22 protein-coding genes are annotated in these 21,977 nt (G+C 68.0%); 12 read left to right on the top strand and 10 right to left on the bottom strand.

Annotated elements, in window-relative coordinates; all coding sequences use genetic code 11:
• Positions 1–2: 2 nt before the first annotated feature.
• Positions 3–338, bottom strand: coding sequence for a hypothetical protein (locus tag SPYCA_RS13770; protein ID WP_120221274.1), 336 nt, complete (start codon positions 336–338; stop codon positions 3–5).
• A gap of 47 nt (positions 339–385) precedes the next feature.
• Here SPYCA_RS13770 and SPYCA_RS13765 point away from each other — a divergent pair, with 47 nt between their 5' ends.
• The 11 genes from SPYCA_RS13765 to SPYCA_RS13715 all read left to right on the top strand — a co-directional run bounded on the left by SPYCA_RS13765 (position 386) and on the right by SPYCA_RS13715 (position 10,407).
• Complete coding sequence (locus SPYCA_RS13765; RefSeq protein WP_120221273.1) at positions 386–793, top strand: phage tail tube protein; 408 nt, start codon at positions 386–388, stop codon at positions 791–793.
• A 14-nt stretch (positions 794–807) separates the two neighbouring features.
• The gene (locus tag SPYCA_RS13760; protein ID WP_120221271.1) at positions 808–1,116 is read left to right on the top strand and encodes a gene transfer agent family protein; all 309 of its coding nucleotides are present in this window, start codon (positions 808–810) and stop codon (positions 1,114–1,116) included.
• Between the two features lie 214 nt (positions 1,117–1,330).
• On the top strand, positions 1,331–1,555 hold the full coding sequence (locus SPYCA_RS13755; protein ID WP_331852502.1) for a phage tail assembly chaperone: 225 nt from the start codon (positions 1,331–1,333) through the stop codon (positions 1,553–1,555).
• On the top strand, positions 1,548–2,120 hold the full coding sequence (locus SPYCA_RS13750) for a tail tape measure protein (protein WP_120221269.1): 573 nt from the start codon (positions 1,548–1,550) through the stop codon (positions 2,118–2,120). Before SPYCA_RS13755 ends, SPYCA_RS13750 begins: the two co-directional genes overlap by 8 nt.
• 177 nt (positions 2,121–2,297) lie before the next feature.
• The gene (locus SPYCA_RS13745) at positions 2,298–4,619 is read left to right on the top strand and encodes a DUF2460 domain-containing protein (protein ID WP_120221267.1); all 2,322 of its coding nucleotides are present in this window, start codon (positions 2,298–2,300) and stop codon (positions 4,617–4,619) included.
• Positions 4,613–5,446 (top strand): DUF2163 domain-containing protein, encoded by an 834-nt coding sequence (locus tag SPYCA_RS13740; protein ID WP_120221265.1) that lies wholly within the window; start codon positions 4,613–4,615, stop codon positions 5,444–5,446. Before SPYCA_RS13745 ends, SPYCA_RS13740 begins: the two co-directional genes overlap by 7 nt.
• Positions 5,439–5,849, top strand: coding sequence for an NlpC/P60 family protein (locus SPYCA_RS13735; protein WP_232003321.1), 411 nt, complete (start codon positions 5,439–5,441; stop codon positions 5,847–5,849). Before SPYCA_RS13740 ends, SPYCA_RS13735 begins: the two co-directional genes overlap by 8 nt.
• Before the next feature lies 1 nt (position 5,850).
• On the top strand, positions 5,851–8,028 hold the full coding sequence (locus tag SPYCA_RS13730; protein ID WP_232003319.1) for a phage tail protein: 2,178 nt from the start codon (positions 5,851–5,853) through the stop codon (positions 8,026–8,028).
• A 9-nt stretch (positions 8,029–8,037) separates the two neighbouring features.
• Entirely contained in the window at positions 8,038–8,490 is a 453-nt protein-coding gene (locus tag SPYCA_RS13725) for a DUF2793 domain-containing protein (protein WP_120221261.1), read from the top strand.
• Positions 8,491–8,620: 130 nt separating this feature from the next.
• Positions 8,621–9,739 carry an OmpA family protein gene (locus tag SPYCA_RS13720; protein WP_120221259.1) on the top strand — a complete coding sequence of 373 codons (1,119 nt, stop codon included), beginning with the start codon at positions 8,621–8,623 and terminating at the stop codon, positions 9,737–9,739.
• Between the two features lie 242 nt (positions 9,740–9,981).
• Complete coding sequence (locus tag SPYCA_RS13715) at positions 9,982–10,407, top strand: ExbD/TolR family protein (RefSeq protein WP_120221257.1); 426 nt, start codon at positions 9,982–9,984, stop codon at positions 10,405–10,407.
• A gap of 21 nt (positions 10,408–10,428) precedes the next feature.
• Here the strand turns inward: SPYCA_RS13715 and SPYCA_RS13710 are convergent, their stop codons facing one another.
• Both SPYCA_RS13710 and SPYCA_RS13705 read right to left on the bottom strand, forming a co-directional pair.
• Positions 10,429–10,965, bottom strand: a complete 537-nt coding sequence (locus SPYCA_RS13710; protein ID WP_120221255.1) for a DUF1993 domain-containing protein — start codon at positions 10,963–10,965, stop codon at positions 10,429–10,431.
• Positions 10,966–11,011: 46 nt separating this feature from the next.
• Positions 11,012–12,805: an ABC transporter transmembrane domain-containing protein gene (locus SPYCA_RS13705; protein WP_120221253.1), complete on the bottom strand. Its 1,794-nt coding sequence runs from the start codon at positions 12,803–12,805 to the stop codon at positions 11,012–11,014.
• Positions 12,806–12,980: 175 nt separating this feature from the next.
• On the opposite strand from SPYCA_RS13705, the gene SPYCA_RS13700 reads away from it, so the two are divergent.
• Positions 12,981–14,201 (top strand): polyhydroxyalkanoate depolymerase, encoded by a 1,221-nt coding sequence (locus tag SPYCA_RS13700; RefSeq protein WP_120221251.1) that lies wholly within the window; start codon positions 12,981–12,983, stop codon positions 14,199–14,201.
• Between the two features lie 32 nt (positions 14,202–14,233).
• Here SPYCA_RS13700 and SPYCA_RS13695 read toward each other — a convergent pair whose 3' ends face one another.
• The 7 genes from SPYCA_RS13695 to SPYCA_RS13665 all read right to left on the bottom strand — a co-directional run bounded on the left by SPYCA_RS13695 (position 14,234) and on the right by SPYCA_RS13665 (position 21,955).
• The gene (locus SPYCA_RS13695; RefSeq protein ID WP_120221249.1) at positions 14,234–14,668 is read right to left on the bottom strand and encodes a PilZ domain-containing protein; all 435 of its coding nucleotides are present in this window, start codon (positions 14,666–14,668) and stop codon (positions 14,234–14,236) included.
• A gap of 149 nt (positions 14,669–14,817) precedes the next feature.
• Positions 14,818–16,668 (bottom strand): gamma-glutamyltransferase family protein, encoded by a 1,851-nt coding sequence (locus tag SPYCA_RS13690; RefSeq protein WP_120221247.1) that lies wholly within the window; start codon positions 16,666–16,668, stop codon positions 14,818–14,820.
• 162 nt (positions 16,669–16,830) lie between these two features.
• On the bottom strand, positions 16,831–17,370 hold the full coding sequence (locus tag SPYCA_RS13685) for a hypothetical protein (RefSeq protein ID WP_120221245.1): 540 nt from the start codon (positions 17,368–17,370) through the stop codon (positions 16,831–16,833).
• Between the two features lie 220 nt (positions 17,371–17,590).
• Positions 17,591–18,385, bottom strand: coding sequence for a glycine zipper 2TM domain-containing protein (locus tag SPYCA_RS13680; RefSeq protein ID WP_120221244.1), 795 nt, complete (start codon positions 18,383–18,385; stop codon positions 17,591–17,593).
• Positions 18,386–18,706: 321 nt separating this feature from the next.
• Positions 18,707–19,192, bottom strand: coding sequence for a GAF domain-containing protein (locus SPYCA_RS13675; RefSeq protein ID WP_120221243.1), 486 nt, complete (start codon positions 19,190–19,192; stop codon positions 18,707–18,709).
• Between the two features lies 1 nt (position 19,193).
• On the bottom strand, positions 19,194–21,353 hold the full coding sequence (locus SPYCA_RS13670; protein ID WP_172595083.1) for a prolyl oligopeptidase family serine peptidase: 2,160 nt from the start codon (positions 21,351–21,353) through the stop codon (positions 19,194–19,196).
• A gap of 206 nt (positions 21,354–21,559) precedes the next feature.
• A complete protein-coding gene (locus SPYCA_RS13665) occupies positions 21,560–21,955 on the bottom strand; it encodes a YkvA family protein (protein WP_120222350.1) in 396 nt (131 codons plus the stop codon).
• Positions 21,956–21,977 lie beyond the last annotated feature (22 nt).

Below are 21,977 nucleotides of genomic sequence, written 5' to 3'. Positions count from 1 at the left end.
GGTCAGTCGCCGGGCAGCGTGTTGGTCGCCTTATAATCCCTGAACTTCTCGGTGAAATTATCGTGATAATCCTCGACCTGCCAGTCGGCGTCCTCGGTCGCGACCTTTTCGGAATCGCCCGCGGCGCGGCCGAGCGCGATCACCGCCTTGCGAAAGGCGTCGCGTTCGGCCGTGCAGTTCGCCTTGAGCGTCATCACATATTCGGCCTCTTCGACCTTCGCCTCGAGCGCCCGCTTGAGATCGTCGCGAAGGCATTTGGTGAAAGCGGCGCGCGTCCGGTCGACCGTCGCCGCGGGCGACTGGACCATCATGGCCAGAACCAGTGTCGTGATCAGCATCCTGCGACTCCCCATTCCGCACGATTATTTTTCAAGGAGGTTAGACGATGGCAATCGAAAATGGGAGCGCTTTTCTGCTCAAGGTCGGCGACGGCGGCGCTCCGCCGACCTATCGGACCGTGGCGGGGCTGCGCACGACGCAATTGTCGGTGAATGGCGAGGCGGTGAACGTCACCACCAAGGATTCGGGCGGATGGCGCGAGCTGTTGTCGGGCGCGGGCGTGCGGTCGGTGTCGGTGAGCGCCGCGGGCATCTTTACCGGCTCCGACGCCGAGTTGCGGCTGCGCGGCCATGCGTTGTCGGGCGCGATCGACGATTATGAGCTGAGCTTCGAGAGCGGCGAGCGGATGCGCGGACGCTTTCTGGTGACGCGGCTCGACTATGCCGGCGATTATAATGGCGAGCGCAATTATACGCTGAACCTCGAATCGAGCGGCGCGGTGGTGAGCCTGTGAGCGCGTCGGCAAGGATGGGAGCGAACGCGCTGCGCGGCGAGGCGGAGCTGTGCGTCGCGGGCGCGCGGCTGGTGCTGCGCCCGAGCTTTGCCGCGCTGGTCGCGGCGGAGGCGGAGCTGGGGCCGCTGTTCGCATTGGTCGAGCGCGCGGCCGACGGGCGGCTGGCGCTGGGCGAGCTGGCGACGCTGTTCTGGCATTGTGTGAAGGATCGGCCCGACGCGCTGACGCGCGAGGATGTCGGCGAGGCGGTCGTGGCGCAGGGGCTGGCGGCGGTGACCCCGGCGCTGCGCGTGCTGCTGGGGCAGATATTGCAGGGGCGGTGAGAGTGGGCGTTCCGTGGGAAGAAAAAGAGTCTCACACAAAGACACAAAGGCACGAAGATGTCGTGATCGGCGAGGGGTTATCGGGTCATGTGAGCGTTGCGCCACGGCGGAGCGATGCTGTGGTGGAGGCGGCTTCGCCGCGATTCCTCCTTCTTCGTACCTTTGTGCCTTTGTGTGAGATTCCTTTGAACCGGGGGTGAGGGAGCGAAAGGCGATGATGTCCCAAACCGACGCCGCCCGCGAGCAGGCTTTTGGTCCGCGCGCGGCGCGGCTGCTCGGCGTGATGGCGCGCGTCGCGGGGTGGCGACCGGAGGATTTCTGGGCGGCGACGCCTGCCGATGTCGCGGCGGTGCTGGCGGGGTGGATCGACGAGAGCGGCGTTGCCGGTTTCGACCGCGCGGCGCTGAGCGCAATGATGGAGCAATTTCCCGATGGATGAGATCGACGAGATGGTCGTCGCGGTGCGCGCCGACACGGGGGCGTTCCGGCGCGACATCGCGGCGCTGCGCGAGGAATTGCGCGGCCCGCTGGTCGCCGGGGCCGAGGATGCCGGACGCGCGATCGAGCGGGCGCTGTCGCGCGCGATCACCACCGGCAAGCTGGGGTTCGAGGATCTGAAGCGGCTGGCGCTGTCGGTGATGGCCGACATCGCGCGCGCGGCGGTGGCGGGCGGGCTGGGGGCGGCGCTGGGCGGCGGCGGGAGCGGTGGCGGCGGGCTGCTGTCGCTGGGTTCGTCGATCGCGATGGCGCTGTTCGGCGCGCCGGGGCGCGCGACAGGCGGGCCGGTGAGCGCGGGGCGCGCCTATCGCGTCGGCGAGCGGGGCCCCGAGTTGTTCGTGCCGACCGCGAGCGGGCGGATCGAGGCGGCGGGGGCGCCGGTGCGCAATCTTGCGATCACGGTGAATGTGCAGGGCGCGGCGGGGAGCGATCCGCAGCGGCTGGCGCAGACGGGGCGGCAGTTGGCGCGCGCGGTGCGGCGCGCGGTGGCGGCGGGGGAGGATTAGGAGCGACGGCATGATCCTATATGCAAATATCAAGAGTGATGCGTTCGCTCCCCTCCCGCTTGCGGGAAGGGTTGGGGGTGGGCCAGCGACGTCGCGACTGCCCACCCCGCTGCGACTAGCGAACAACTTCGCAAGTCTCGCTGCCCCTCCCGCAGGCGGGAGGGGGAGGCTTTTGTGATGGGCTGGGCATTGGTGGCGGCCGAACCGCATCATCGCAAGGGGTGGATCAAGCGGTTCGACCCGCGGTTCTGGACGGTCGATTTTGCGCGGCCGATGATGGCTAGCGTGACGAGCAACGCGCCGGGTTCGCTGCGCGTCGAGGCGGTCTTTTATCGCAAGCAGGACCTGGCGGGGCTGATCTGGGAGGCGGCGGACCGCTGGGATCATCCGCTGCTCGCCTATGAGACGCGGCGCGATTTCCGGCACACGCAGCTGAGCTTCCGGTGGCGGTCGGGCGGGGTGAAGCCGCTCGACGCGCTGCACGGGCCGACGCTGACGATCGAGGGGCGCGATGGGGCGGGCAATGCGCGCGCCTGGTATGTGCGGCTGTGGAATTATGCCGACGGGACCGGCGAGGATGCGGTGATCGCGCTCGATTTCGACGATCTCGACGGGGGCTTCCTGCTCCCCGGCGAGGCCGATCCGGTGTGGGCCGGGGACATCGACCGGATGTTCGTCTCGCTGGTGCCGCCGACCTATGACGGCGGCGCGGGCGAGCTGGCGGCGCCCGCCGAGGGCTGGGCCGAGATGAGCGACATCGTCTGCACCGGATCGGGATCGGTACTGGCGATCGGCGATGCGGTGCTGCCCGAAACGGCGCTGGGCATGACGAACGGCTATGACGATTGTTACCACCTGACCCCGGCGCGCGTGGTGCGGCAGATCGTGCAGCTGGGCTATCGCGGCGACGTCGTCCATTATGTCGGGATGAGCCATTATATGCGGCTGGCGCCGTCGGGCGCGGGGCTGCTCGCGGATGCGGCGGGGGGCGCGCTCAACGGCCCGTGCGCCGCGTGGCACCGCGATTTCGCCGCGACCTGCGCGGCGGCGGGGCTGGGGCTGATCTGGTCGCTCTCCTATGAACTCTTCGACGCCTATTGCCCCGCAGACTGGAAGCAGCGCGACGCCGACGGCGCGCCCGCGCTGACCGGGTGGCAGCCGCCCTCGACCTTGCTGTCGCCCGCCAATGCGGCGGCGATGGCTTATTTGCAGGCGGTGGCGCGGGCATTTGTCGCGATCGGGCGCGACGCCGGGCTGGCGGGCAGGTTCCAGGTCGGCGAGCCCTGGTGGTGGATCGCGGGCGAGGGGCGCATCTGTGCCTATGACGCCGCGGCGACCGCGATGCTGGGCAGTGCGAGCGTGCCGATCGCCGACGTGCGGGGGACGCTCGATGCGCCGCAGCGGGCGATGCTCGATGCGCTGGGCGCCTTGCTCGCCGATTCGACCGCCGCGCTGGTCGCGGCGGCGCGGGAGGAGGCGGGTGCGGCGGGGCTAGTCAGCCACTTGCTCGTTTATCTGCCGCCGGTGCTCGACCCGGCGGCGGCAGAGGTGCGGCGCGCCAATGTGCCGCTCGGCTGGGCGGCGCCGGCGTTCGACGTGCTCCAGCTCGAGGATTATGACTGGGTGACCGGCGGGCGCAGCGGCGAGACCGCTGGCGCGCGCGCCGCGATGGCGCTGCGGCTCGGTTATCCCATTGCGGAACAGCATTATTTTTCGGGGTTCGTGCTGCTGCCCGAACAGCGCGGCCAGTGGGCGGCGATCGCCGAGGCCGCCGACGCGGCGCGGCGCGCGGGGGTGGCGCGGACCTTTATCTGGGCGCTGCCGCAGGTGGCGCGCGACGGCTTCACGGCCTTTGACGGGGAGGACAGGGTGCAGGCGTTCGATGCAGTGGATTTCCCGATCGCGATCGGGCGCGAGGCGGTGGCGCTGACCGAATTTTCGACGCAGATCGTCAGCTCGCCATCGGGGCACGAACAGCGCGCGAGCGAATGGGCCGAGGCACGGATGCGCTATGACGCCGGGCCGGGGATAAGGTCCGAGGCCGATGTGCGCGCGCTGACGGCGTTTTTCCGCGCGCGGCGCGGTGCGGCGCGCGCGTTCCGCTTTCGCGATCCGTTCGACAGCAGTTCGGCGGCCGACAACGGGCTGCCGACCGCCGAGGATCAGTTGCTGGGAACAGGCGACGGGGTGCGGCGGCAATTTGCGCTGGTGAAGCGCTATGGCGAAGGCGACGCCGAAGTGGTGCGGCCGATCCGCCTGCCGGTCGCGGGCAGCGTCAGCGTGTCGGTGGGTGGGATCGAGACGGCGGCCTTTCTGGTGACGGGCGAGGGCGAAGTGCTGCTCGACGCGGCGCCTGCCGAGGGCGCCGCGGTGCGCGCGGGCTTTCGCTTCGACGTGCCGGTGCGCTTTGCCGAGGACCGGCTGGAGGTGAGCCGCGCGACCTTCCTCGCGGGCGAACTGGCGAGCGTGCCGCTGGTCGAGGTGCGCGCGCCATGGTGACGCCGATCGGATTGAGCGCGGCGCCGGACTGGCTGCGCGCGGAACTGGTGACGCTCGCCTGGTGCTGGCGGCTGTCGCGGCGCGACGGGGTGGTGATCGGGCTGACCTCGCACGACCGCGATCTGTTCATCGACGGGCTGCCCTATCGCGCGGCGCCGGGGATGAAGCCATCGGCGATCGAAACGCGCGACAGCCTGGACGCGGCGACGATGGACATCGAGGGGGCGATCGCGAGCGACGCGATTGCGACGCGCGATCTGGACGCCGGGCGCTGGGACGGCGCCGGGCTGGAGCTGTTCCTGGCCGACTGGACGGCGCCCGATGCGGCGCCGGTAACGATCGCGCGCGGATCGCTGGGGACGATCGAGCGGCGCGGCGCGAGCTTTGCCGCCGAGCTGAAGGGTGTGACGCAGTTGCTCGACCGGCCGGTGTGCCCGGCGACCTCACCGTCGTGCCGCGCGACGCTGGGCGATCGCGCGTGCCGCGTCGACCTCGCGCCGCTGACGCATATCCGGCACGTTGTAGCCGTCGAAGGGCGCGTCGTGACGCTCGACGCCGCCGCGCCACATATGGCGTTCGGCGAGCTGTTGTGGATCGAGGGCGCCAATTGCGGGCTGGCGAGCCCGGTGATCGCCGCCGACGGGGCCGCACTGCATCTGGCTGAAGCCCCGGCGTTTCTGCCAGCCGCGCCGGTGCGCGTGCGGCTGACCGAGGGATGCGACAAGCAGCTGGCCACCTGTCGCGACCGTTTTGCCAATGCGGTCAATTTTCGCGGCGAGGCGCATCTGCCGGGCAACGACCTGCTGACGCGCTATCCCGGTGGATGACGTCGGCGCGCGCGCCCTTGCGGCGGCGCGGGCGATGGTCGGGGCGCGGTTCCGCTTTCAGGGATGCGATCCGGCGACGGGGCTGGACTGTGTCGGGCTGGTCTGGGCGGCCTATGCCGAGGCGGGCGTCCGGCTTGCGCGACCGGACGGCTATCCGCTGCGCGGCTGGGCGCGCGCGCGGGTCGAGGCGGCGTTGAGTGGGGCGGGGTTCGTGCCCGCCGAAAGCGAGGGGCGAGCGGGCGATGTGGCGCTGGTCGCGCTGCCCGCGGGGCAATTTCATCTGGGGCTGATGGGCACCGACAACTGGATTCACGCCCATGCAGGGCTGCGGCGCGTCGTCGAGGCGCCCGTCGATGCCGCGGTGCGCGCGGCGCCGCGATGGCGCTTCGGACAAGGGGGATAGGATGGCGACTTTGGTGCTGACGGTGGCTGGCGGCCTGATCGGCGGGCCGGTGGGCGCGGCGATCGGGGCGGCGCTGGGCCAGCAGGTCGACGCGGCGATCCTGGCGCCCAAGGGACGCGAGGGGCCGCGGCTCGCCGACCTGAAAGTGCAGGCGTCGACCTATGGCCAGCAGATTCCGCAATTGTTCGGGACGATGCGCGTCGCGGGCAGCGTGATCTGGGCGACCGACCTGATCGAGCGGCGCGAGAAGCGCGGCGGCGGCAAGGGGCGCCCGTCGGTGACCGAATATAGCTATTCGGTGTCGCTGGCGATCGCGCTGTCGTCGCGGCCGATCCGCGCGATCCGGCGGATCTGGGCCGACGGCAATCTGCTGCGCGGGGCGAGCGGGACGTTCCGCGAGCGCTGCACCTTTCGCTGGTATGACGGCGGCGAGGATCAGGCGGTCGATCCGCTGATCGCGTCGGCGCTGGGGATCGCGTCGGCGAGCGGCTTTCGCGGGCTGGCCTATGCGCTGTTCGAGGAGCTGGAGCTGGGCAGCTTTGGCAACCGCATTCCCTCGCTGACCTTTGAGGTCGAAGCCGACGCGGCGAGCATCGACGCCGGGCTGGTCGGCGCGCGGCTGCTGGACGATGCCGATCGGTGCGACGGCGACTGGGGCTTTTCGGGCTATGCGGCGTCGGGCGACCGCGCGCGCGACGCGCTGGCGCCGCTGTTCGAGGCCGACGGCGTGCGGCTGTGCAGCGGACCGGGCGGGTGGCGCCTGGCGCCCGCCGCGCTGGCCGGGGAAGCGGTGGCGCTCGCCGATTTTCGCGAGGCGCGACGGGGCGAGGAAGCGGGCGCCGATACCGAGCGGCGACGGGCGCCGCTGGCGTCGCTGCCCGGCACGATCCGGCTGCGCCATTATGAACCGGGACGCGATTATCAGCTCGGCCAGCAGGCGAGCGGCGTCGCGGGCGGCGGGGCGCGCGAGGAGCGGATCGACCTGCCCGCCGCGCTGCCCGTCGCCTCGGCGCGCGCGCTGGCCGCGCGGCTGGCGGGGGCTGCGGCGGACGGTCGCGACACGATGATTTTGCGCGCCGACCTGGCGGCCGCGGCGCTGACGGTGGGGCAGGTGGTGACACTGGCCGACGGCAGCGGCTGGCGGCTGGCCGAACGCACGATGCGCGGGAACGACATCTGGCTGGAACTGAAGCGATACCAGCCGCTTCCTGCCGACGAGGTGCCGGCTGATCCGGGCGCTCCGGTCGGTGCGCCCGACTGGCCCGATGCCGTCGGGACCGTCCATGTGCTTGATCTGCCCAACCTTGGCAGCCCGGCCGCGTCGGCGCCGCACGTCCTGATTGCGGGGGCGGGTAGCAACGACGGCTGGCGAGGCGCCGATTGCTGGTTCGTGCCCGCGCCCGGCGCCGAGCCTATCGCGATCGGAACGGCGCGCCCGGCGGCGGCGCTGGGGCATTTGACCGCGCTGCTGGCGGCGGGAAGCGCGAGCCTGTTCGATTTGGCGAATGCGGTGCTCGTCGAGCTGGTCAATCCGGCGATGACGCTGGAATCGGTGAGTGATGCCGCGCTGCTGGGCGGGGCGAACCGGGCGATGCTGGGCGGCGAATTGCTGCAATTCGGGCGCGCGGAGATCGTTGCGCCCGGCGTCTGGCGTCTGTCGCGACTGCTGCGCGGGCGCGCGGGGACCGACGCGGCGACGATCCATGCGGCGGGCGAGCCCTTTGTGCTGTTGGACGACCCGGCGGCGCTGATGCTGCCCGAAATGCTGGCGGACTGGGCCGAAAGCGGCGGCGCGATGGTGCAATGGGCGTCGCGCGGCGGCGCGGCGCTGAACGAGGTCGCGGTGCCGGCGGCGGGCCGCGCGTTGCGGCCGCTGGCGCCGGTGCATGGTCGAGTCTCGCCCGACGGGGCGGGCGGGGCGATCGTGCGCTGGGTGCGGCGCAGCCGCGTCGATAACGGATGGCGCGATCATGTCGAGCTGCCGCTCGGCGAAAGCCGCGAAGCGTGGCGCGCCGCGCTGGCGCCACCGGCGCCGGGCATCGGACCGTGGACGCTTGCATCGCCGCTGCTGGCGATAACGGCAGACGAACTGGCGGCCGTGCCGCCGGGAACGGCGATCGAGGTTCGGCAGGTCGGCGATTTCGACCAGTCCCCGCCGCTTTTCATACCGCTGACATAGGAGGACAGGATGACCGACACGCTCGCGACGCCGCGATTTGCCCTGCCGCTGCTTGCCGTCGCGCAGGCGCAGAAGGAGGCGACGCACAATGAGGCGCTGACGCTGATCGACGCGCTGCTGCACGCCGCCGTCGAAGACGGTCCGCTGGCGGCGCCGCCCGGCGCGCCGATGGAAGGGCAATGCTGGATCGTCGGTGCGGCGCCGACCGGCGCGTGGGCAGGGCAGGGCGGGTCGATCGCGCTGTGGACAAGCGGCGGCTGGCGGTTCTTCGCCGCGCGCGAAGCGATGCGGATCGTCCGGCCGAGCGATGGCGCGCGGCTTCGCTTTCATGGCGGCGCCTGGGTCGCGCCCGCGACGATTGCCGCGCCCGATGGCGGGACCGTGATCGACGTGGAAGCACGCGCGGCGCTGCTCGCGCTGATGACGAACCTCGCGGCGCAGGGTCTTATGATTTCAGGCTGATTTTGCGATTTTTGGGGGCGCGAGTGCGACTTTTTGGCAACAGATTGACGATTTGTTAGCTTGCACGGAACCAAAGCGGCGAGTAGGACGTCTGGCGAGACGTATATCTCAAATTGAAAGGGGAATTATTATGAGGAAGCTTGCCGTCGCTGTGGCGTTGGCCTCCACCACCCTCGCGTCGCCTGCCATGGCGCGTGACGATTCCTGGTATGTCGGTGTCGGCGCGGGCGCGATGCTCGTCGAAGACATTGATCTCGATATCGGTACCTTCAACAACGCCGGGACGCTCGATCATCGCGCTGGCTATGATTTTGAAGGCACCGTCGGTTATGACTTCGGCGGTTTCCGCGCGGAAGTCGAAGTCGGCTATCGCGAAGCCGACATCAAGTCGGGTCGTTTCGGTAACCCCGGCATCCCGCAGTCGGCGTCGGGCGCCGGGACGCTTTACACCGGTTCGACCGATCTGAACGGCGATTCGAACGCGCTCAGCTTCATGGTCAACGGCATGCTCGATTTCGGCGACGACGACGGCCTGCAGGGCTTTGTCGGCGGTGGCGCCGGTGTCGCCCGCGTGTCGGTCGAACCCGTGTTCGCCGGGCCGTTCATCGACGATTCGGACACGGGCTTTGCCTGGCAGGCCATCGCGGGCGTCCGCGCGCCGCTCAGCAGCAACTGGGATGTCGGGCTGAAGTATCGCTTCTTCAACGTCGACAATGTCGATCTGGTCGATCAGGTCGGTCGCGACGTTTCGACGCGCTTCCGCTCGCACTCGATCCTCGGCACGCTGACCTACAACTTCGGCGGTGCGCCGGAACCGGTCGAGCCCCCGCCGCCGCCCCCGCCGCCGCCGCCCCCGCCGCCCCCGCCGCCCCCGCCGCCGCCGCCGGTTGTGGAATGTGCGCCTGGACCGTACATCGTGTATTTCGACTGGGATCAGTCGAACATCACGCCGGAAGCGGCTTCGACGCTCGACAACGCGATCAGCGCCTACAACCGCGGTTGCACGGGCACGCAGATCATGCTCGCCGGTCACGCCGACCGTTCGGGTTCGGCCAGGTACAACGTGGGTCTGTCGGAACGCCGCAACGACGCGGTCCGCAGCTATCTGACCGCTCGCGGCATCGCGGACAGCTCGATCAGCGCGCAGGCGTTCGGCGAAACCCGTCCGGCCGTTGCGACCGCCGACGGCGTCCGCAACGACCAGAACCGTCGCGTGGAAATCACTTACGGTCCGAATTCGGGCATGTAAGACCGGTTTCCATCCCCGACGGGGACTGGAAGAAAAAGAAGGGCGGTGCCGAAAGGCGCCGCCCTTTCTTCATGATCATTGTTTGCTCGTTCTTTCATCGCGTTCGATCGGGGCTTGTCATTGGGGAATAATGTTATACCGTTACATTGATGCCAAAGGGCCATGCCAAGAGCCCTGGTGTCGTCGAACGGGGGATCGCCCGATCATCGGCCGCGACACCTCCACCGACCGGGAGAGAGACGATGCGCCGACGCCGCAGCATTTTCCGCACCAACCCCAATGCCAGCCCGCTGATCAACACGACGCCGCTGATCGACGTGATGCTGGTCATGCTGGTGATGTTCGTCATCACCATCCCGCGGCCGACGCACAGCGTCGACGTGAATCTTCCGGGAACCGAGCCTGGATCGGCCGCGATCCACGATCAAAATCATATCAGCATCGACGCGGCAGATGTGATCCGCTGGAATGGCGAGGCGGTCGACCTCGCGCAGCTGGGGCAGCTCGTAAAGGCATCCGCCGACCGCGCCGAGCCCGCCACGCTGCTGTTGGAACCCGATGCGCGAGCGCGATACCTGCGCGTCGATCAGGCGATCGGGGCGATCCGCCGCAATGGCGCGAAGACAATCGCCTTTCCGGGGATCGACGGCTATCGCGACCTGATCTGATCGCGCCCCGCGGTCAGGACGCTATCCCGTCGGAGCGGTTCCGGGGCGGAGATAGGCCATCATATAGCCGACATAATCGGCCTTGCCGAGCGGCACCCCCATATGCCGCAGGATGGCATAGGCGGCGACGAGGTGAAAATAGAACTGCGGCTGCGCCCAGTCGCGGACATAGGTGAGCGCGGTCATGTCGAAGGCCATGCCGTTCGGCAGATCGAAGCCGACCGGTCGGCCCGGATCGCTGTCGAATGCCGCGCGATCGACCGTGTCCAGCCACGCCAGCGCATCGGCTATCTGCGCCTGAAGGCCGGCGAAATCGGCGACATCCTCGGCAAAACCGGGTGCGCCTGTCCCGCCGAGGCGCGTCGCGGGCTGAACCGCCTGCAAACAGGCGAAGCGGACTTGCGCGGCAAGCGGGAACATGTCGGGCGCGAGCCGCGCAACCAGCAACTGCTGTTCGCCAACGCCCCTATCGGCGCCCCAGGCCAATGCCTTGTCGAGCTGGGCCGACAGGGCCTTCAATCCGTTCACATAGGCCGGCACGGTCAGATCGTAGAGCATCGGCAATCCTTTGCGGCTGGCCCCGTTGGGGCGGCTTGGCGGGCGATCAGGCGGGCGCCAGACTGTCCTGAAACTGGAGGCGCGCGAGGCGGGCATAAAGGCCGTCGGCGGCAACGAGGTCGTCGTGACGGCCCTCCTCGACGATCCGCCCTTCGTCCATCACGATGATGCGGTCGGCGGCGCGCACGGTCGCGAGACGGTGCGCGATGACGACCGTCGTGCGATCGTGCATCAGCGTTTCGAGCGCATCCTGCACCAGCCTTTCGGACTCGGCGTCGAGCGCCGAGGTCGCCTCGTCGAGCAGCAGCAGCGGCGCACGGCGCAACAGCGCGCGTGCGATCGCGACGCGCTGGCGCTGGCCGCCGGACAGCCGCGCGCCGCCTTCGCCCATGAAAGTGTCGAGACCTTGCGGCAGCTTGCGGAGGAACTCCTCGGCATTGGCGGCGCGCGCGGCAGCCCAGAGATCCTCGTCGCTGGCGTCCCAATGGCCGTAACGCAGATTGTCGCGCGCCGACGCGGCGAAGATCACCGTTTCCTGCGGCACCATCGCGATGCGCGCGCGGATGTCGGCGGGATCGGCGTCGACGAGCGGCACGCCGTCGAGCAAAATCTGCCCCGCCTGCGGGTCGTAGAAGCGCTCGGCGAGCTGGAACAGCGTCGACTTGCCCGCGCCCGACGGGCCGACGATCGCGACGGTTTCGCGCGGGCGGATCGTGAGGCTGAAATCATGGAGCGCCGGGGCGTCGGGGCGCGTCGGATAGCGGAACTCAACGCCGCGAAACTCGAGCGCGCCGGTGGGCGGATCGGGGAACGAGCGCGGGTGCGCGGGGGCTGCGATGGTGGTCCCGGCGTTCAGCAGCTCGCTGAGACGCTCGGCGGCGCCGGCGGCGCGGAGCAGATCGCCATAAACCTCGGTCAGCGCGCCGAAAGCGCCCGCGACCAGACCGCCGGTGAGCACAAAGGCGGCGATGGTGCCGCCGGTGATCGTGCCCTGGGCGACGCCTTCCGCGCCATACCAGAGCAAAGTGGTGATCGCGCCGAAAAGCAGGCCGATGACCGTCGCGGTGATGATCGCGCGCAGGCGGATGCGGCGCTTGGCCGTGACGAAATTGGCCTCGACCGCGCTTGCAAAGCGCGCGGCTTCGCGTTCCTCCTGTCCGAAGGCCTGGACGATCTTCATCGCGCCCATCTGTTCGGCGGTGGTCGCGCCGATGTCGGCAACGCGATCCTGGCTGGCGCGCGACACTTTCTGGAGCCGCCGGCCGAGAAGGACGATCGGCAGAATGATGACCGGGATGCCGAGCAAGATGCCCGCGGTCAGCTTGGGCGACAGGCTGAAGAGATAGGCGATGCCCCCGATCCCCATCACCATGTTGCGGAGCGCGACCGAGACGGTGGTGCCGACGACCTGTTCGATGATCGCCGTGTCGGCGGTCATGCGCGAAGCGATTTCGGACGGGCGGTTTTCCTCGAAGAATCCGGGCGCGAGGCGAAGCAGGTTGCGCTGTACCGCGCGGCGGATGTCGGCCACCGTGCGTTCGCCGAGCCAGCTGACAAAATAAAAGCGGAGCGCCGTCGCCAGCGCCAGCACGCCGACGATCACGTAAAACAGCCGGAAATGCGGCGCGACGTCGCCACCGCCCGCGATGAAGCCGCTGTCGATCATTTCCTTGAACTGATAGGGAATCGCCAGCGTCGCGAGCGCCGCGATGCAGAGCGCGACGGCGGCGATGACAAGTTGCAGCGGATAACGGCTGGCAAAGTGCCACACCATATGCAGACTGCCGAGCTTGCGGCTGGGACCGGCTTTCGCGGCGGGCTGGTCGGATTGGCTGGCCATGGCGTCGGCCCTAGCAGCGGGGCGATGCGCGCTCAACGCCGCAAAATGCCGCCGCGCCTTCAAACGCCGTGAAGCAGCGCGAAATGATGCGTTGCACAATGGCGATCAACGCCTAGACTGGACGACAGGGGAACGCCGGAAGAGCGCCCAATCGGACGCAAGGAAATCTTGATCAATGCTGTATCACGCCTTTGACATGCAGAAGAACTGGCTGGCGGGCGCCAGCGCGCTGGCGACCGCGGGGGCGCAGGCGATGCAGCATCCCGCCAATCCGCTCGGCTATTTCAGCGGCAGCCCGATGTTCGCCTCGGCGCTTGAGGTTTTTGCCCATGCCGCCGCGCCGCGCGGCAAGCCGCGGTTCGGACTGTATGAAACGGTCGTCGATGGCGCGACGGTGCGCGTGACCGAGGCGATCGAGGCGCGGCGGCCTTTTGGCCAGCTCAAGCATTTCAGGCACAAGGGCACGAAGAACGCGCCCAAGCTGCTGATCGTCGCACCGATGTCGGGCCATTATGCGACGCTGCTGCGCGGCACGGTCGAACGGATGCTGCCGGGCCATGACGTGTGGATCACCGACTGGCGCGACGCGCGCAACGTTCCGCTGGAAGCGGGCAAGTTCGATCTCGATGACTATATCGACTATCTGATTTCGTGGCTCGAACATATCGGGCCGGGTGCGCACATGCTCGCGGTCTGTCAGCCGTCGGTGCCGAGCCTCGCCGCCGCGGCGATCATGGCGGCGTCGGGGCACAAATGCCGCCCGAAGACGCTGACGATGATGGGCGGGCCGATCGACACGCGCAAGGCGCCGACCGCGGTGAACGAACATGCGACGACGCGGCCCTATGCCTGGTTCCAGGAAAATGTCATCGCGACCGTGCCGGCCTATTATCCGGGCGCGGGCCGCCGTGTCTATCCGGGCTTCCTGCAGCTCGCCGGCTTCATGTCGATGAACCTTGGCAATCACATGATGAGCCATTGGGAAATGTTCAAGCATCTGGTCGAGGGTGACGGCGAAAGCGCCGACAAGACCAAGGAGTTCTATGACGAATATCGCGCGGTGTGCGACATGACCGCCGAGTTTTACCTCCAGACCGTCGATGCGGTTTTCCAGCGCCACCTGCTGCCCAAGGGCGCGTTCGAGCATCGCGGCGAGCTGGTGGACATCGGCGCGATCGAGGATATCGCGATCCTGGCGATCGAGGGCGAGCGCGACGATATTTCGGGGATCGGCCAGACCAGGGCCGCGCTGACGCTGGCGAAGGCGCTGCCCGCCGAGCGGAAGAAATATCTGCTGGCCAAGGGCGTCGGCCATTATGGCATTTTCAACGGCCGCAAGTGGCGCGAGGCGATCGCGCCGGTGGTCGAGGAGTGGATCCGCGCGCACGGTGGTTGACGGCTGACCGGACGGTCGGTCGGGAGCCGCGTTCAGCGCTTTCGGCCGAAATGCCCCGGCAGGTTGGCGGCGCGGGTCACGCCGGGTCGCCAAGTGTCGATTTGCGGCGGCGGCACGATCTGGAAATCGAGGCGGCTGTCGGCCGGGACGATCTGATCGTCATGCGCCGCGCGCAAGCGGACGGTTTCAATCTCGCGGTCGGTCTGGATGCCGAAACGCGTCCCCGCGACCCAGCGCACCGTCCCCAGCATGGGTTGATGCCCCGGCAGGAATACGCTGATCCGTTCGCCGATCTGCAGCATGTGCGGCCCCTGTCCGCCGATCCCGGTGAGCGAGACATTGCGCAACGTGACGTCGAAGCGCCCCAGCCGTTCACAGCCGAGCGCCGCTTTCACCAGCCGTGACTGGCGCGGCTGGCGCTTCTCCTCCGGGGGCGGTGAGGCGGGGGTGGCCTCGGAATAGGACATGCGCGACTCAACATCTGCCGCCCGACTCCCACCTCGGACGGTTATCTTATTGGTCCCGACCCATCTTCTAAAGGAAGAAGGTAAATATTCGGATATCGCGCGCGGTAATTTTCCGGGCGGCAGTCGTGCTGCCTCGCCGCCCGCCCGTCTCAATAGGCCAGCGCGCATCCGTCGGCGCGCATTTCGCTTGCCGCGGCGTAAACGCGCGTATCGCCGTCCATGCGATGTTCGACGCATTGATAGCGCCCGAACCCGCCGTCGGGTTCGCCGAGCGTCCAGCCGATGTCGGCAAGCCGTCGCCGACTGGCTTCGGGTACGCCGCTTTCGAGCCGCAAGAGGCCGGTCGGGCCCAGATCGGCTGCATCCTCGCCCATGGTTTCGGACGACCCCTCGTGATGCCAGCGGGGCGAGTCGCCCGCAGCCTGGATTTCGAGTCCATAATCGACGCGGTTAATGACGATCTGCGCCTGGCCCTGCGGCTGCATGTCGCCGCCCATCACGCCGAAGCTCATCCACGGCACGTCCCCGCGCGCCGCAAAGCCGGGGATGATCGTCTGGAACGGCCGCTTGCCGGGCGCATAGATGTTCGGATGCCCGTCGACCAGACTGAACAATTGTCCGCGGTCCTGGAACATGAAGCCGAGACCGTCGGCGACCAGTCCCGATCCCATGCCGCGGAAGTTCGACTGGATCATCGACACCATCATGCCGTCCTGGTCGGCGCAGCTGAAATAGGTCGTGTCGCCGTGGCTGGGCGCCTGTCCCGGATGGACGGGGGTGAGCAGGCGGTCGGGGCGGATCAGCCTGGCGCGTTTCGCCGCATAATCCTTCGAGATCAGCCATTCGACCGGCACCTCGGCAAAATGCGGATCGGCATAGTAGCGCGCGCGATCCTCATAGGCGAGGCGCTTCGCCTCGGCTTGCAGATGGATCGACAGCGCCGACTGGAACCCCGCGCCCTTCAGGTCGAAATGTTCGAGAATGCCCAGCATCTGCAAGGTTGCGATGCCCTGTGTGTTGGCGCCCAGCGCGTAGACGTCGGTGCCACGATAATCGATCTTGTGCGGCTCGATCCATTCGGAGCGGTGCGCGGCCAGATCTTCGTAGCGCAGCCAGCCGCCGATCCGTTTGAAATAGGCGTCGATCGTCCGTGCGATGTCGCCCTCGTAAAAGGCGTCGCGTCCGCCTTCGGCAATCAGGCGAAAGGTGCGCGCGAGGTCGGGGTTGCGGAAAACCTGCCCCGCCGCCGGTCCCTTCCCGTCGTTCAGGCCATAGGTGCGCAGCGCATTGTCGATCTCTTCGATCCCGCGGCCCGGCTGGCGGAAACCGGCGAGGCTGCGGCGCATATAATAAGCGATCAGGTCGGGCACTGGCGCCCCCGCTTCGGCATGCGCGATGACAGGCTCGAACAGGTCTTTCCAGGGCAATTTGCCGTAGCGCTGGTGCATCGTCCACCAGCCGTCGACGGTGCCCGGCACCGATACGCTGATCGCGCCATAGGCGGGCAGCGTGCCGCCCCTGGCGCGGCTACGCACCGTCGCGAGATCGAGCCCGCGCGGGCTTTTCCCCGATCCGGCCAGTCCCGCGAGCTTTTTCGTCTTCGGATCCCATATCATCGCATAGACGTCGCCGCCGATGCCGTTCGCGGTGGGTTCGAGCAGTCCGAGACATGCGTTGATCGCGATCGCCGCATCGACCGCCGATCCGCCGCGCTTCAACATGTCGATCCCCGCCTGCGTCGCGAGCGGGTGCGCGGTGCCCGCCGCACCGCTGAGACCGTAAACGGCGGTGCGCGAGGCGAAGCTCGCGCCGACCGGGCGATCGCCGCTTTGCACGTCGGGCCGCACGAAGCGGTCGGCGCCCGCTTCCCATACCGGCGGCAGTGAACCGTCCGGCCTGGCGGCGGCGGGCGCTGCCTTGGGCTTCCTTCCTTGCGCGAGGCCTGCTGTCGGCAACAGCGCGGCGGCGGGGACGGCGGCGAGGAGTGTGCGGCGGCGCATGAACTGGGATCCCTCATTTGTGAAAAATCCACTGTTGCGGGACGCGGGCGGCTTAGCAAGGTCGGATTCGATATTTGCTCATGGCAAAAGGAAGGGCGCGGACATGACAAAGCCCGCCGCGTGCCGGGGCACGGGCGGGCTCCTTGCCATAGGTTCGGGATGTTAACGCAGGCCTGAAAAACGGATGTCCTGTACCCGGCCGTAGCGGACGTCGCAGGTGAACTTGCCGCGATCATAATAGCCGCCGCGACCCCAGCGACCGCCGTATCCGTCGCGAACGACGACGCGGCCCTTGACCTTGTAGCCGTCGCGCTTGCGGTCGATGCTCGTCACCTCGGTGACGTCAGTGCGGCCGTAGCGGCGGCTGCCATATTCGACGGCATTGACGCACTGGCGAACCGCGCGGCGGCTGTTGCCATAGCGGCGATAATCATAGCCATAGCCATAACGCGGATCGCCATAGCGATCGCGATAGCGATAATCATAACGGTCATAACGGTCATAACGGTCATAACGGTCATTGTCCGACGACAGGATCGCCGCAAGGCCGCCCAGAACGATGGCGCCGGCGATGATCTCGCCCGCGCCGATTCCGTCGTCGTCATAATGGTCGCGCGCCATCGCGGGGGTCGCGCTCATCGCCAACGCTCCCGCGGTGGCCGCCCCAATTGCGGCCCTGGTCAGATTGGCCTTCCTAGCCATGGTTCGGTCTCCTCAAACAAGCGCAGGCGGCACGTCGCGGCCTGTTGGGGAGGGTTTAGCGATTCGGTGGTGACACGGCGCTGAACCCGGCGCTTATCCGGCGTTCAGCCTTGGTTGGCCGAGGTTCATCTTGCGGCGACGGGTGAGCCGGCGAAAAGCCCGCCATCCAGCGGACGACGGGCCTTCGGGACGGGCACGGGTGACCAGCGCGTGCGGCTTGTCAGCAGACGCAGCGCGGTTTCGGCCTGGGTTTCGGCTTCCACTTTTTCTTCGCCACATGGCGTTTGCGCACCGGCACATTTTCATAATAGGTGCGCGTCGTCGTTTCGACCGTTTCGGTCACGACGGGCGCGCCATTGATGATCGTGGTAACGACGACTCCCGGCGTGTACCAGCCATAACCATAGCCGTAGCCGCCGTGGTAATGCGTGGTTACATGGCCGCCCCGATGGTGGCCGCGGCTGCGCGCCCACCATTGTTCGCATTTCTTCCTGTCTTCGGCGCTGCCGATCGCGCTGCCCGCGAGCGCGCCGAGCCCGCCGCCGATGAGCGTGCCTTCGGTGCGGTTGCCGCGCCCGGCGATGCGGTTGCCGGCGATGCCCCCCACGACAGCACCGGCAACCGCGCCGCCGACTGTGCCCCCCCGGCCACAGCGGCGTTCCATTTCGGCGTCATGACGCGGATCATAATCGCCGTGATACCAGGCATGGCCATAGGGCGGTGGCGGGTAGGGGGCGCCATGCCCTTCGACCGTGCCTTCATAGCGGCCCTCGTAACGGCGGCCGTCAGGCGTCTCGTAGGTGCCGTCCCACGTGCCCGTCCAGCGACCCTCGGCATCATAGCCGCTGACGCGGCGATATTCGATTTCGCTGGGCACGCGGTCGGGATAGCCGGTGTAGACGCGCGCGTCGGGATCGGCGGGCACGCCATAGTCGAGCGCGGGCGGTTCGGCGTGGGCATGCTCTGTCAGCAGCACCGATCCCGCGGCCAGACCCAATAGCAAGATGGTGCGCATGCCTAAGCTCCCTGTTCCCCGGCGCGAACCGTTTGGTTAACAAGTTGTTAGCAAAAAGGGCGCGGATTCGCGAATCCGTTAACCCTAAGGATTGCGTCCCGATTTGGGTCAGGTGGATGGGAGTCGATATCCGGTTTCGACCGATCGTTGCCGTACCCCGGCGAAAGCCGGGGTCCAGAGCGGGATGAGCCAACGCCTGCTCCTGGGCGCCCTGGACCCCGGCTTTCGCCGGGGTACAACAATAAGGCGAACGTCCGCTCCCTACCCCAAAGCCGCCATTGCCCCGCGCATGGTCCCGCTTTTGTCAGCGCCGCCGCCGCTTCACGCCAGCGCCGCCGCGATGCGCGCGACCAGCGCCTCGGCGCCGGCCTGGTCGGCGGCGGTGAAGCGGGCGGGAAGCGGGCTGTCGAGGTCGAGCACGCCGATCAGCCGGTCGTTCGCGATCACCGGCACGACCAGTTCGCTGCGGCTGTCGGCGTCGCAGGCGATGTGGCCGGGAAAGGCGTGGACATCGTCGACGCGCTGGGCCACGCGCAGCCGCGCGGCGGCGCCGCACACCCCCTTGTCCAGCGGAATGCGGATGCACGCCGCCTTGCCCTGGAACGGGCCGAGGACCAGTTCCTGCCCGTCGAAGCGATAGAAGCCCGCCCAGTTGAGGTCGGGGATCGCCTGCCAGATCAGCGCCGCGACATTCGCCATATTGGCGATCCCGTCATGCTCGCCCGCGACGAGCGCCACCGCGGCGTCGCCCGCCTCGGCCCACCGTTCGGCGGGATCGGCGGCGGTGAAGGAGAGGGTGTAGCTCATCCTATTCGACGTCCAGCCCGGTCCACTTCGCCGCAAAGGCATATTTGTCGGCGGCCTCGGCGATGATCTTGTCGGTCGGCTTGCCGCTGCCATGGCCTGCGCGCGTTTCGATGCGGATGAGGTGCGGCTTGCTGCCCGCCTTGGCGTGCTGGAGCGCGGCGGTATATTTGAAGCTGTGCCCCGGAACGACGCGGTCGTCGGTGTCGGCGGTCGTCACCAGCACCGCCGGATAGGCCACGCCGACCCTGATATTGTGATAGGGCGAATAGGCGAGCAGGTTCCGGAAATCGGCCTCCTTCGACGGATAGCCATAATCGTCGACCCAATAGCGCCCCGCGGTGAAGCGGTCGAAGCGCAGCATGTCCATCACCCCGACCGCGGGCAGCGCGGCGGCGAACAGGTCGGGGCGCTGGTTGGTGACCGCGCCGACGAGCAGCCCGCCGTTCGAGCCGCCCTCGATCGCGAGCTGGCCCTTGCCCGCGATGCCCTGAGCAATCAGATATTCGCCCGCGGCAATGAAGTCGTCGAAGACATTCTGCTTGTTCGCGAGGCGGCCGGCGTCGTGCCACGCCTTGCCATATTCGCCGCCGCCGCGCAGGTTGGCGATGGCGAGCACGCCGCCCTTGTCGACCCATGCGAGCCGCGTCGGCGAAAAGCCCGGCGTCAGCGAAACGTTGAAGCCGCCATAGCCATAAAGCAGCGTCGGCGAGCCCTTGCTGCGGTCGATGCCCTTTTTCATCACGACGAACATCGGGACTTCGGTGCCGTCCTTCGATTTGTAGAAACGCTGCTCGACACTGAAGTCGGCGGGATCGAACGTCAGCCTGGGCTCGGCGAAAATCTCGCTCTTTCCGGTCTGCGTGTCGAAGCGGTAGATCGTCGTCGGCCGCGCAAAGCTGGAAAAGGCATAAAAGGTTTCGGGGTCGCTCGATTTCCCGCCGAATCCCGACGCCGCGCCGATGTCGGCGAGGTTGATGTTCGCGACCGGCTTGCCGTCCAATGCCACCATCCGCGCCTCCGACTTGGCGTCGCCGAGATAGGAGAGGATGATGCGGTCGCCGACGCGCGACGCGCCGACCAGCGTGGCCGGATTTTCGGCGACGAGTTCGGTGAGCTTGCCCGGCTTCGCAATATCGAACGAAACAAGGCGCCCGCGCGGCGCGCCCTTGTTGGTGAGGAAGGTGAAGCGCGTGCCCGCGTTGGTCACATATTCCCAGTTGTTCGCATAATCGTCGACCAGGGTGATCGGCTTCGCGCCCGGCTTGCCGAGCGGGTGCAGCGTCAGGCCATAACGTTCGTCGGTCCCCTCCGACGAGACGACGAGCAGATATTCGCCGTCGTCGGTGACGAGCGCGCTGTTGTTGAGCTTCGGCTTGTCGGGCGTCGCGTGGATCAGCACGTCTTCACTTTGCGGCGTGCCGAGCCGATGGAAATAGACGGCGTGATTTTCGTTCAATGACTGGAAGGCCTCGCCCGCTTCGGGTTCCGGAAAGCGCGAATAGAAAAATCCGCTGCCGTCCTTCGCCCAGTCGAGCGACGAAAACTTCACCCAGCGCACCTCGTCGGGCAAGTCCTGCCCCGTCGCGACATCCTTGACGCGCACGATGCGCCAGTCGGTGCCGCCGTCCTGCACCGAATAGAGGAGATGCCTGCCATCGTCCGACGGTTCCCATTCGGCGAGCGCGGTCGCGCCGTCCTTCGCCCACAGATTCGGGTCGATGAGCACGCGGCCCTCGCCATTCAGCCCTTCGCGGACATAAAGCACCGACTGCGGTTGAAGCCCGTCGTTGCGCGTATAGAAATAGCGCGTCCCCGCCTTGGTCGGCAGGCCGAAGCGTTCGTAATTGTACAGCTCGGTCATCCGCGCCCGGAAGGCGTCGCGGCCGGGCAGCGTATCGAGATAGGCGTCGGTGACCTTGTTTTGCGCCGCGACCCACGCCGCGACCTTCGGATTGACGCGGACGTCATCCTCCAGCCAGCGATAGGGATCGGCGACATCGACCCCGAACTGCGGATCGACCGTGTCGCCGCGCGCCGTGTCCGGATAGGTGAGCGCGGGGGCGGGCGCGGATGCCGCCGCCGCGTCGGCGGCCTGCGCGGCGGCGGGGGTCATGGCAAGGGCGACCAGCGCGAGCGGCGCGGACAGGCGTTTGGCGGGCATGGCAAGGCGATCCTCATTATGCTGAAAAGAAATTATCGTGCGCCGATATGTAAGGATGGAAAAGGGTGGGGCAAGCGGATTCGGGGCTGGGGCATGATTGACCCCGCCTGAATCGTCATCCCGGCGGAGGCCGGGGTCTCGCCCCCCCCGTTCCGGCGCTGCGGCGAGATTCCGGCCTCCGCCGGGATGACGAGGCAAATAGCGATTCAGTGGAGCGGCGAGGTGCGGACCGACCAATAGACGATGGCGAGCAGCGCGGCCCAGATCAGCAGGATGAAGATCATGCCCGCGCGGCTCGAAGGGCGCTCGCTTGCCGCTTCGGCCGTGGCCTGGAGTTCGGCCCACAGCGGCGCCGCGATCAGCCGCCGCACCGCAAGCAGGCCGAGCGGCACGACGACGAGGTCGTCGATCCAGCCGAGCACGGGCACGAAATCGGGAATGAGGTCGATCGGCGAAAGCGCATAAGCGGCGATCGCGACCGCGAGCAGCCGCGCGAACCACGGCACGCGCGGGTCGCGCGCGGCGAGCCAGGCGGCGTGCGCCTCGACCGCGAGGCGGCGGCCCACGTCGCCAATGCGTTCGGAAAGGGATTTGCCGGTCATCGCTTCGATCATTAACGTCCCG

Source organism: Sphingopyxis sp. FD7 (assembly GCF_003609835.1).
Lineage (GTDB): Bacteria > Pseudomonadota > Alphaproteobacteria > Sphingomonadales > Sphingomonadaceae > Sphingopyxis.
This window is presented reverse-complemented; position numbering and strand designations above follow the sequence as displayed.

Bases quoted from the DNA above. Each gene is read 5' to 3' on its own strand.
- SPYCA_RS13705 (WP_120221253.1), bottom strand. From the start codon at position 12,805: ATGGCCAGCCAATCCGACCAGCCCGCCGCGAAAGCCGGTCCCAGCCGC.
- SPYCA_RS13715 (WP_120221257.1), top strand. From the start codon at position 9,982: ATGCGCCGACGCCGCAGCATTTTCCGCACCAACCCCAATGCCAGCCCG.
- SPYCA_RS13765 (WP_120221273.1), top strand. From the start codon at position 386: ATGGCAATCGAAAATGGGAGCGCTTTTCTGCTCAAGGTCGGCGACGGC.
- SPYCA_RS13695 (WP_120221249.1), bottom strand. From the start codon at position 14,668: ATGTCCTATTCCGAGGCCACCCCCGCCTCACCGCCCCCGGAGGAGAAG.
- SPYCA_RS13755 (WP_331852502.1), top strand. From the start codon at position 1,331: ATGATGTCCCAAACCGACGCCGCCCGCGAGCAGGCTTTTGGTCCGCGC.
- SPYCA_RS13760 (WP_120221271.1), top strand. From the start codon at position 808: ATGGGAGCGAACGCGCTGCGCGGCGAGGCGGAGCTGTGCGTCGCGGGC.
- SPYCA_RS13680 (WP_120221244.1), bottom strand. From the start codon at position 18,385: ATGCGCACCATCTTGCTATTGGGTCTGGCCGCGGGATCGGTGCTGCTG.
- SPYCA_RS13770 (WP_120221274.1), bottom strand. From the start codon at position 338: ATGCTGATCACGACACTGGTTCTGGCCATGATGGTCCAGTCGCCCGCG.
- SPYCA_RS13690 (WP_120221247.1), bottom strand. From the start codon at position 16,668: ATGCGCCGCCGCACACTCCTCGCCGCCGTCCCCGCCGCCGCGCTGTTG.
- SPYCA_RS13730 (WP_232003319.1), top strand. From the start codon at position 5,851: ATGGCGACTTTGGTGCTGACGGTGGCTGGCGGCCTGATCGGCGGGCCG.
- SPYCA_RS13710 (WP_120221255.1), bottom strand. From the start codon at position 10,965: ATGCTCTACGATCTGACCGTGCCGGCCTATGTGAACGGATTGAAGGCC.
- SPYCA_RS13700 (WP_120221251.1), top strand. From the start codon at position 12,981: ATGCTGTATCACGCCTTTGACATGCAGAAGAACTGGCTGGCGGGCGCC.
- SPYCA_RS13725 (WP_120221261.1), top strand. From the start codon at position 8,038: ATGACCGACACGCTCGCGACGCCGCGATTTGCCCTGCCGCTGCTTGCC.
- SPYCA_RS13670 (WP_172595083.1), bottom strand. From the start codon at position 21,353: ATGCCCGCCAAACGCCTGTCCGCGCCGCTCGCGCTGGTCGCCCTTGCC.
- SPYCA_RS13740 (WP_120221265.1), top strand. From the start codon at position 4,613: ATGGTGACGCCGATCGGATTGAGCGCGGCGCCGGACTGGCTGCGCGCG.
- SPYCA_RS13685 (WP_120221245.1), bottom strand. From the start codon at position 17,370: ATGGCTAGGAAGGCCAATCTGACCAGGGCCGCAATTGGGGCGGCCACC.
- SPYCA_RS13720 (WP_120221259.1), top strand. From the start codon at position 8,621: ATGAGGAAGCTTGCCGTCGCTGTGGCGTTGGCCTCCACCACCCTCGCG.
- SPYCA_RS13745 (WP_120221267.1), top strand. From the start codon at position 2,298: ATGGGCTGGGCATTGGTGGCGGCCGAACCGCATCATCGCAAGGGGTGG.
- SPYCA_RS13665 (WP_120222350.1), bottom strand. From the start codon at position 21,955: ATGACCGGCAAATCCCTTTCCGAACGCATTGGCGACGTGGGCCGCCGC.
- SPYCA_RS13750 (WP_120221269.1), top strand. From the start codon at position 1,548: ATGGATGAGATCGACGAGATGGTCGTCGCGGTGCGCGCCGACACGGGG.
- SPYCA_RS13675 (WP_120221243.1), bottom strand. From the start codon at position 19,192: ATGAGCTACACCCTCTCCTTCACCGCCGCCGATCCCGCCGAACGGTGG.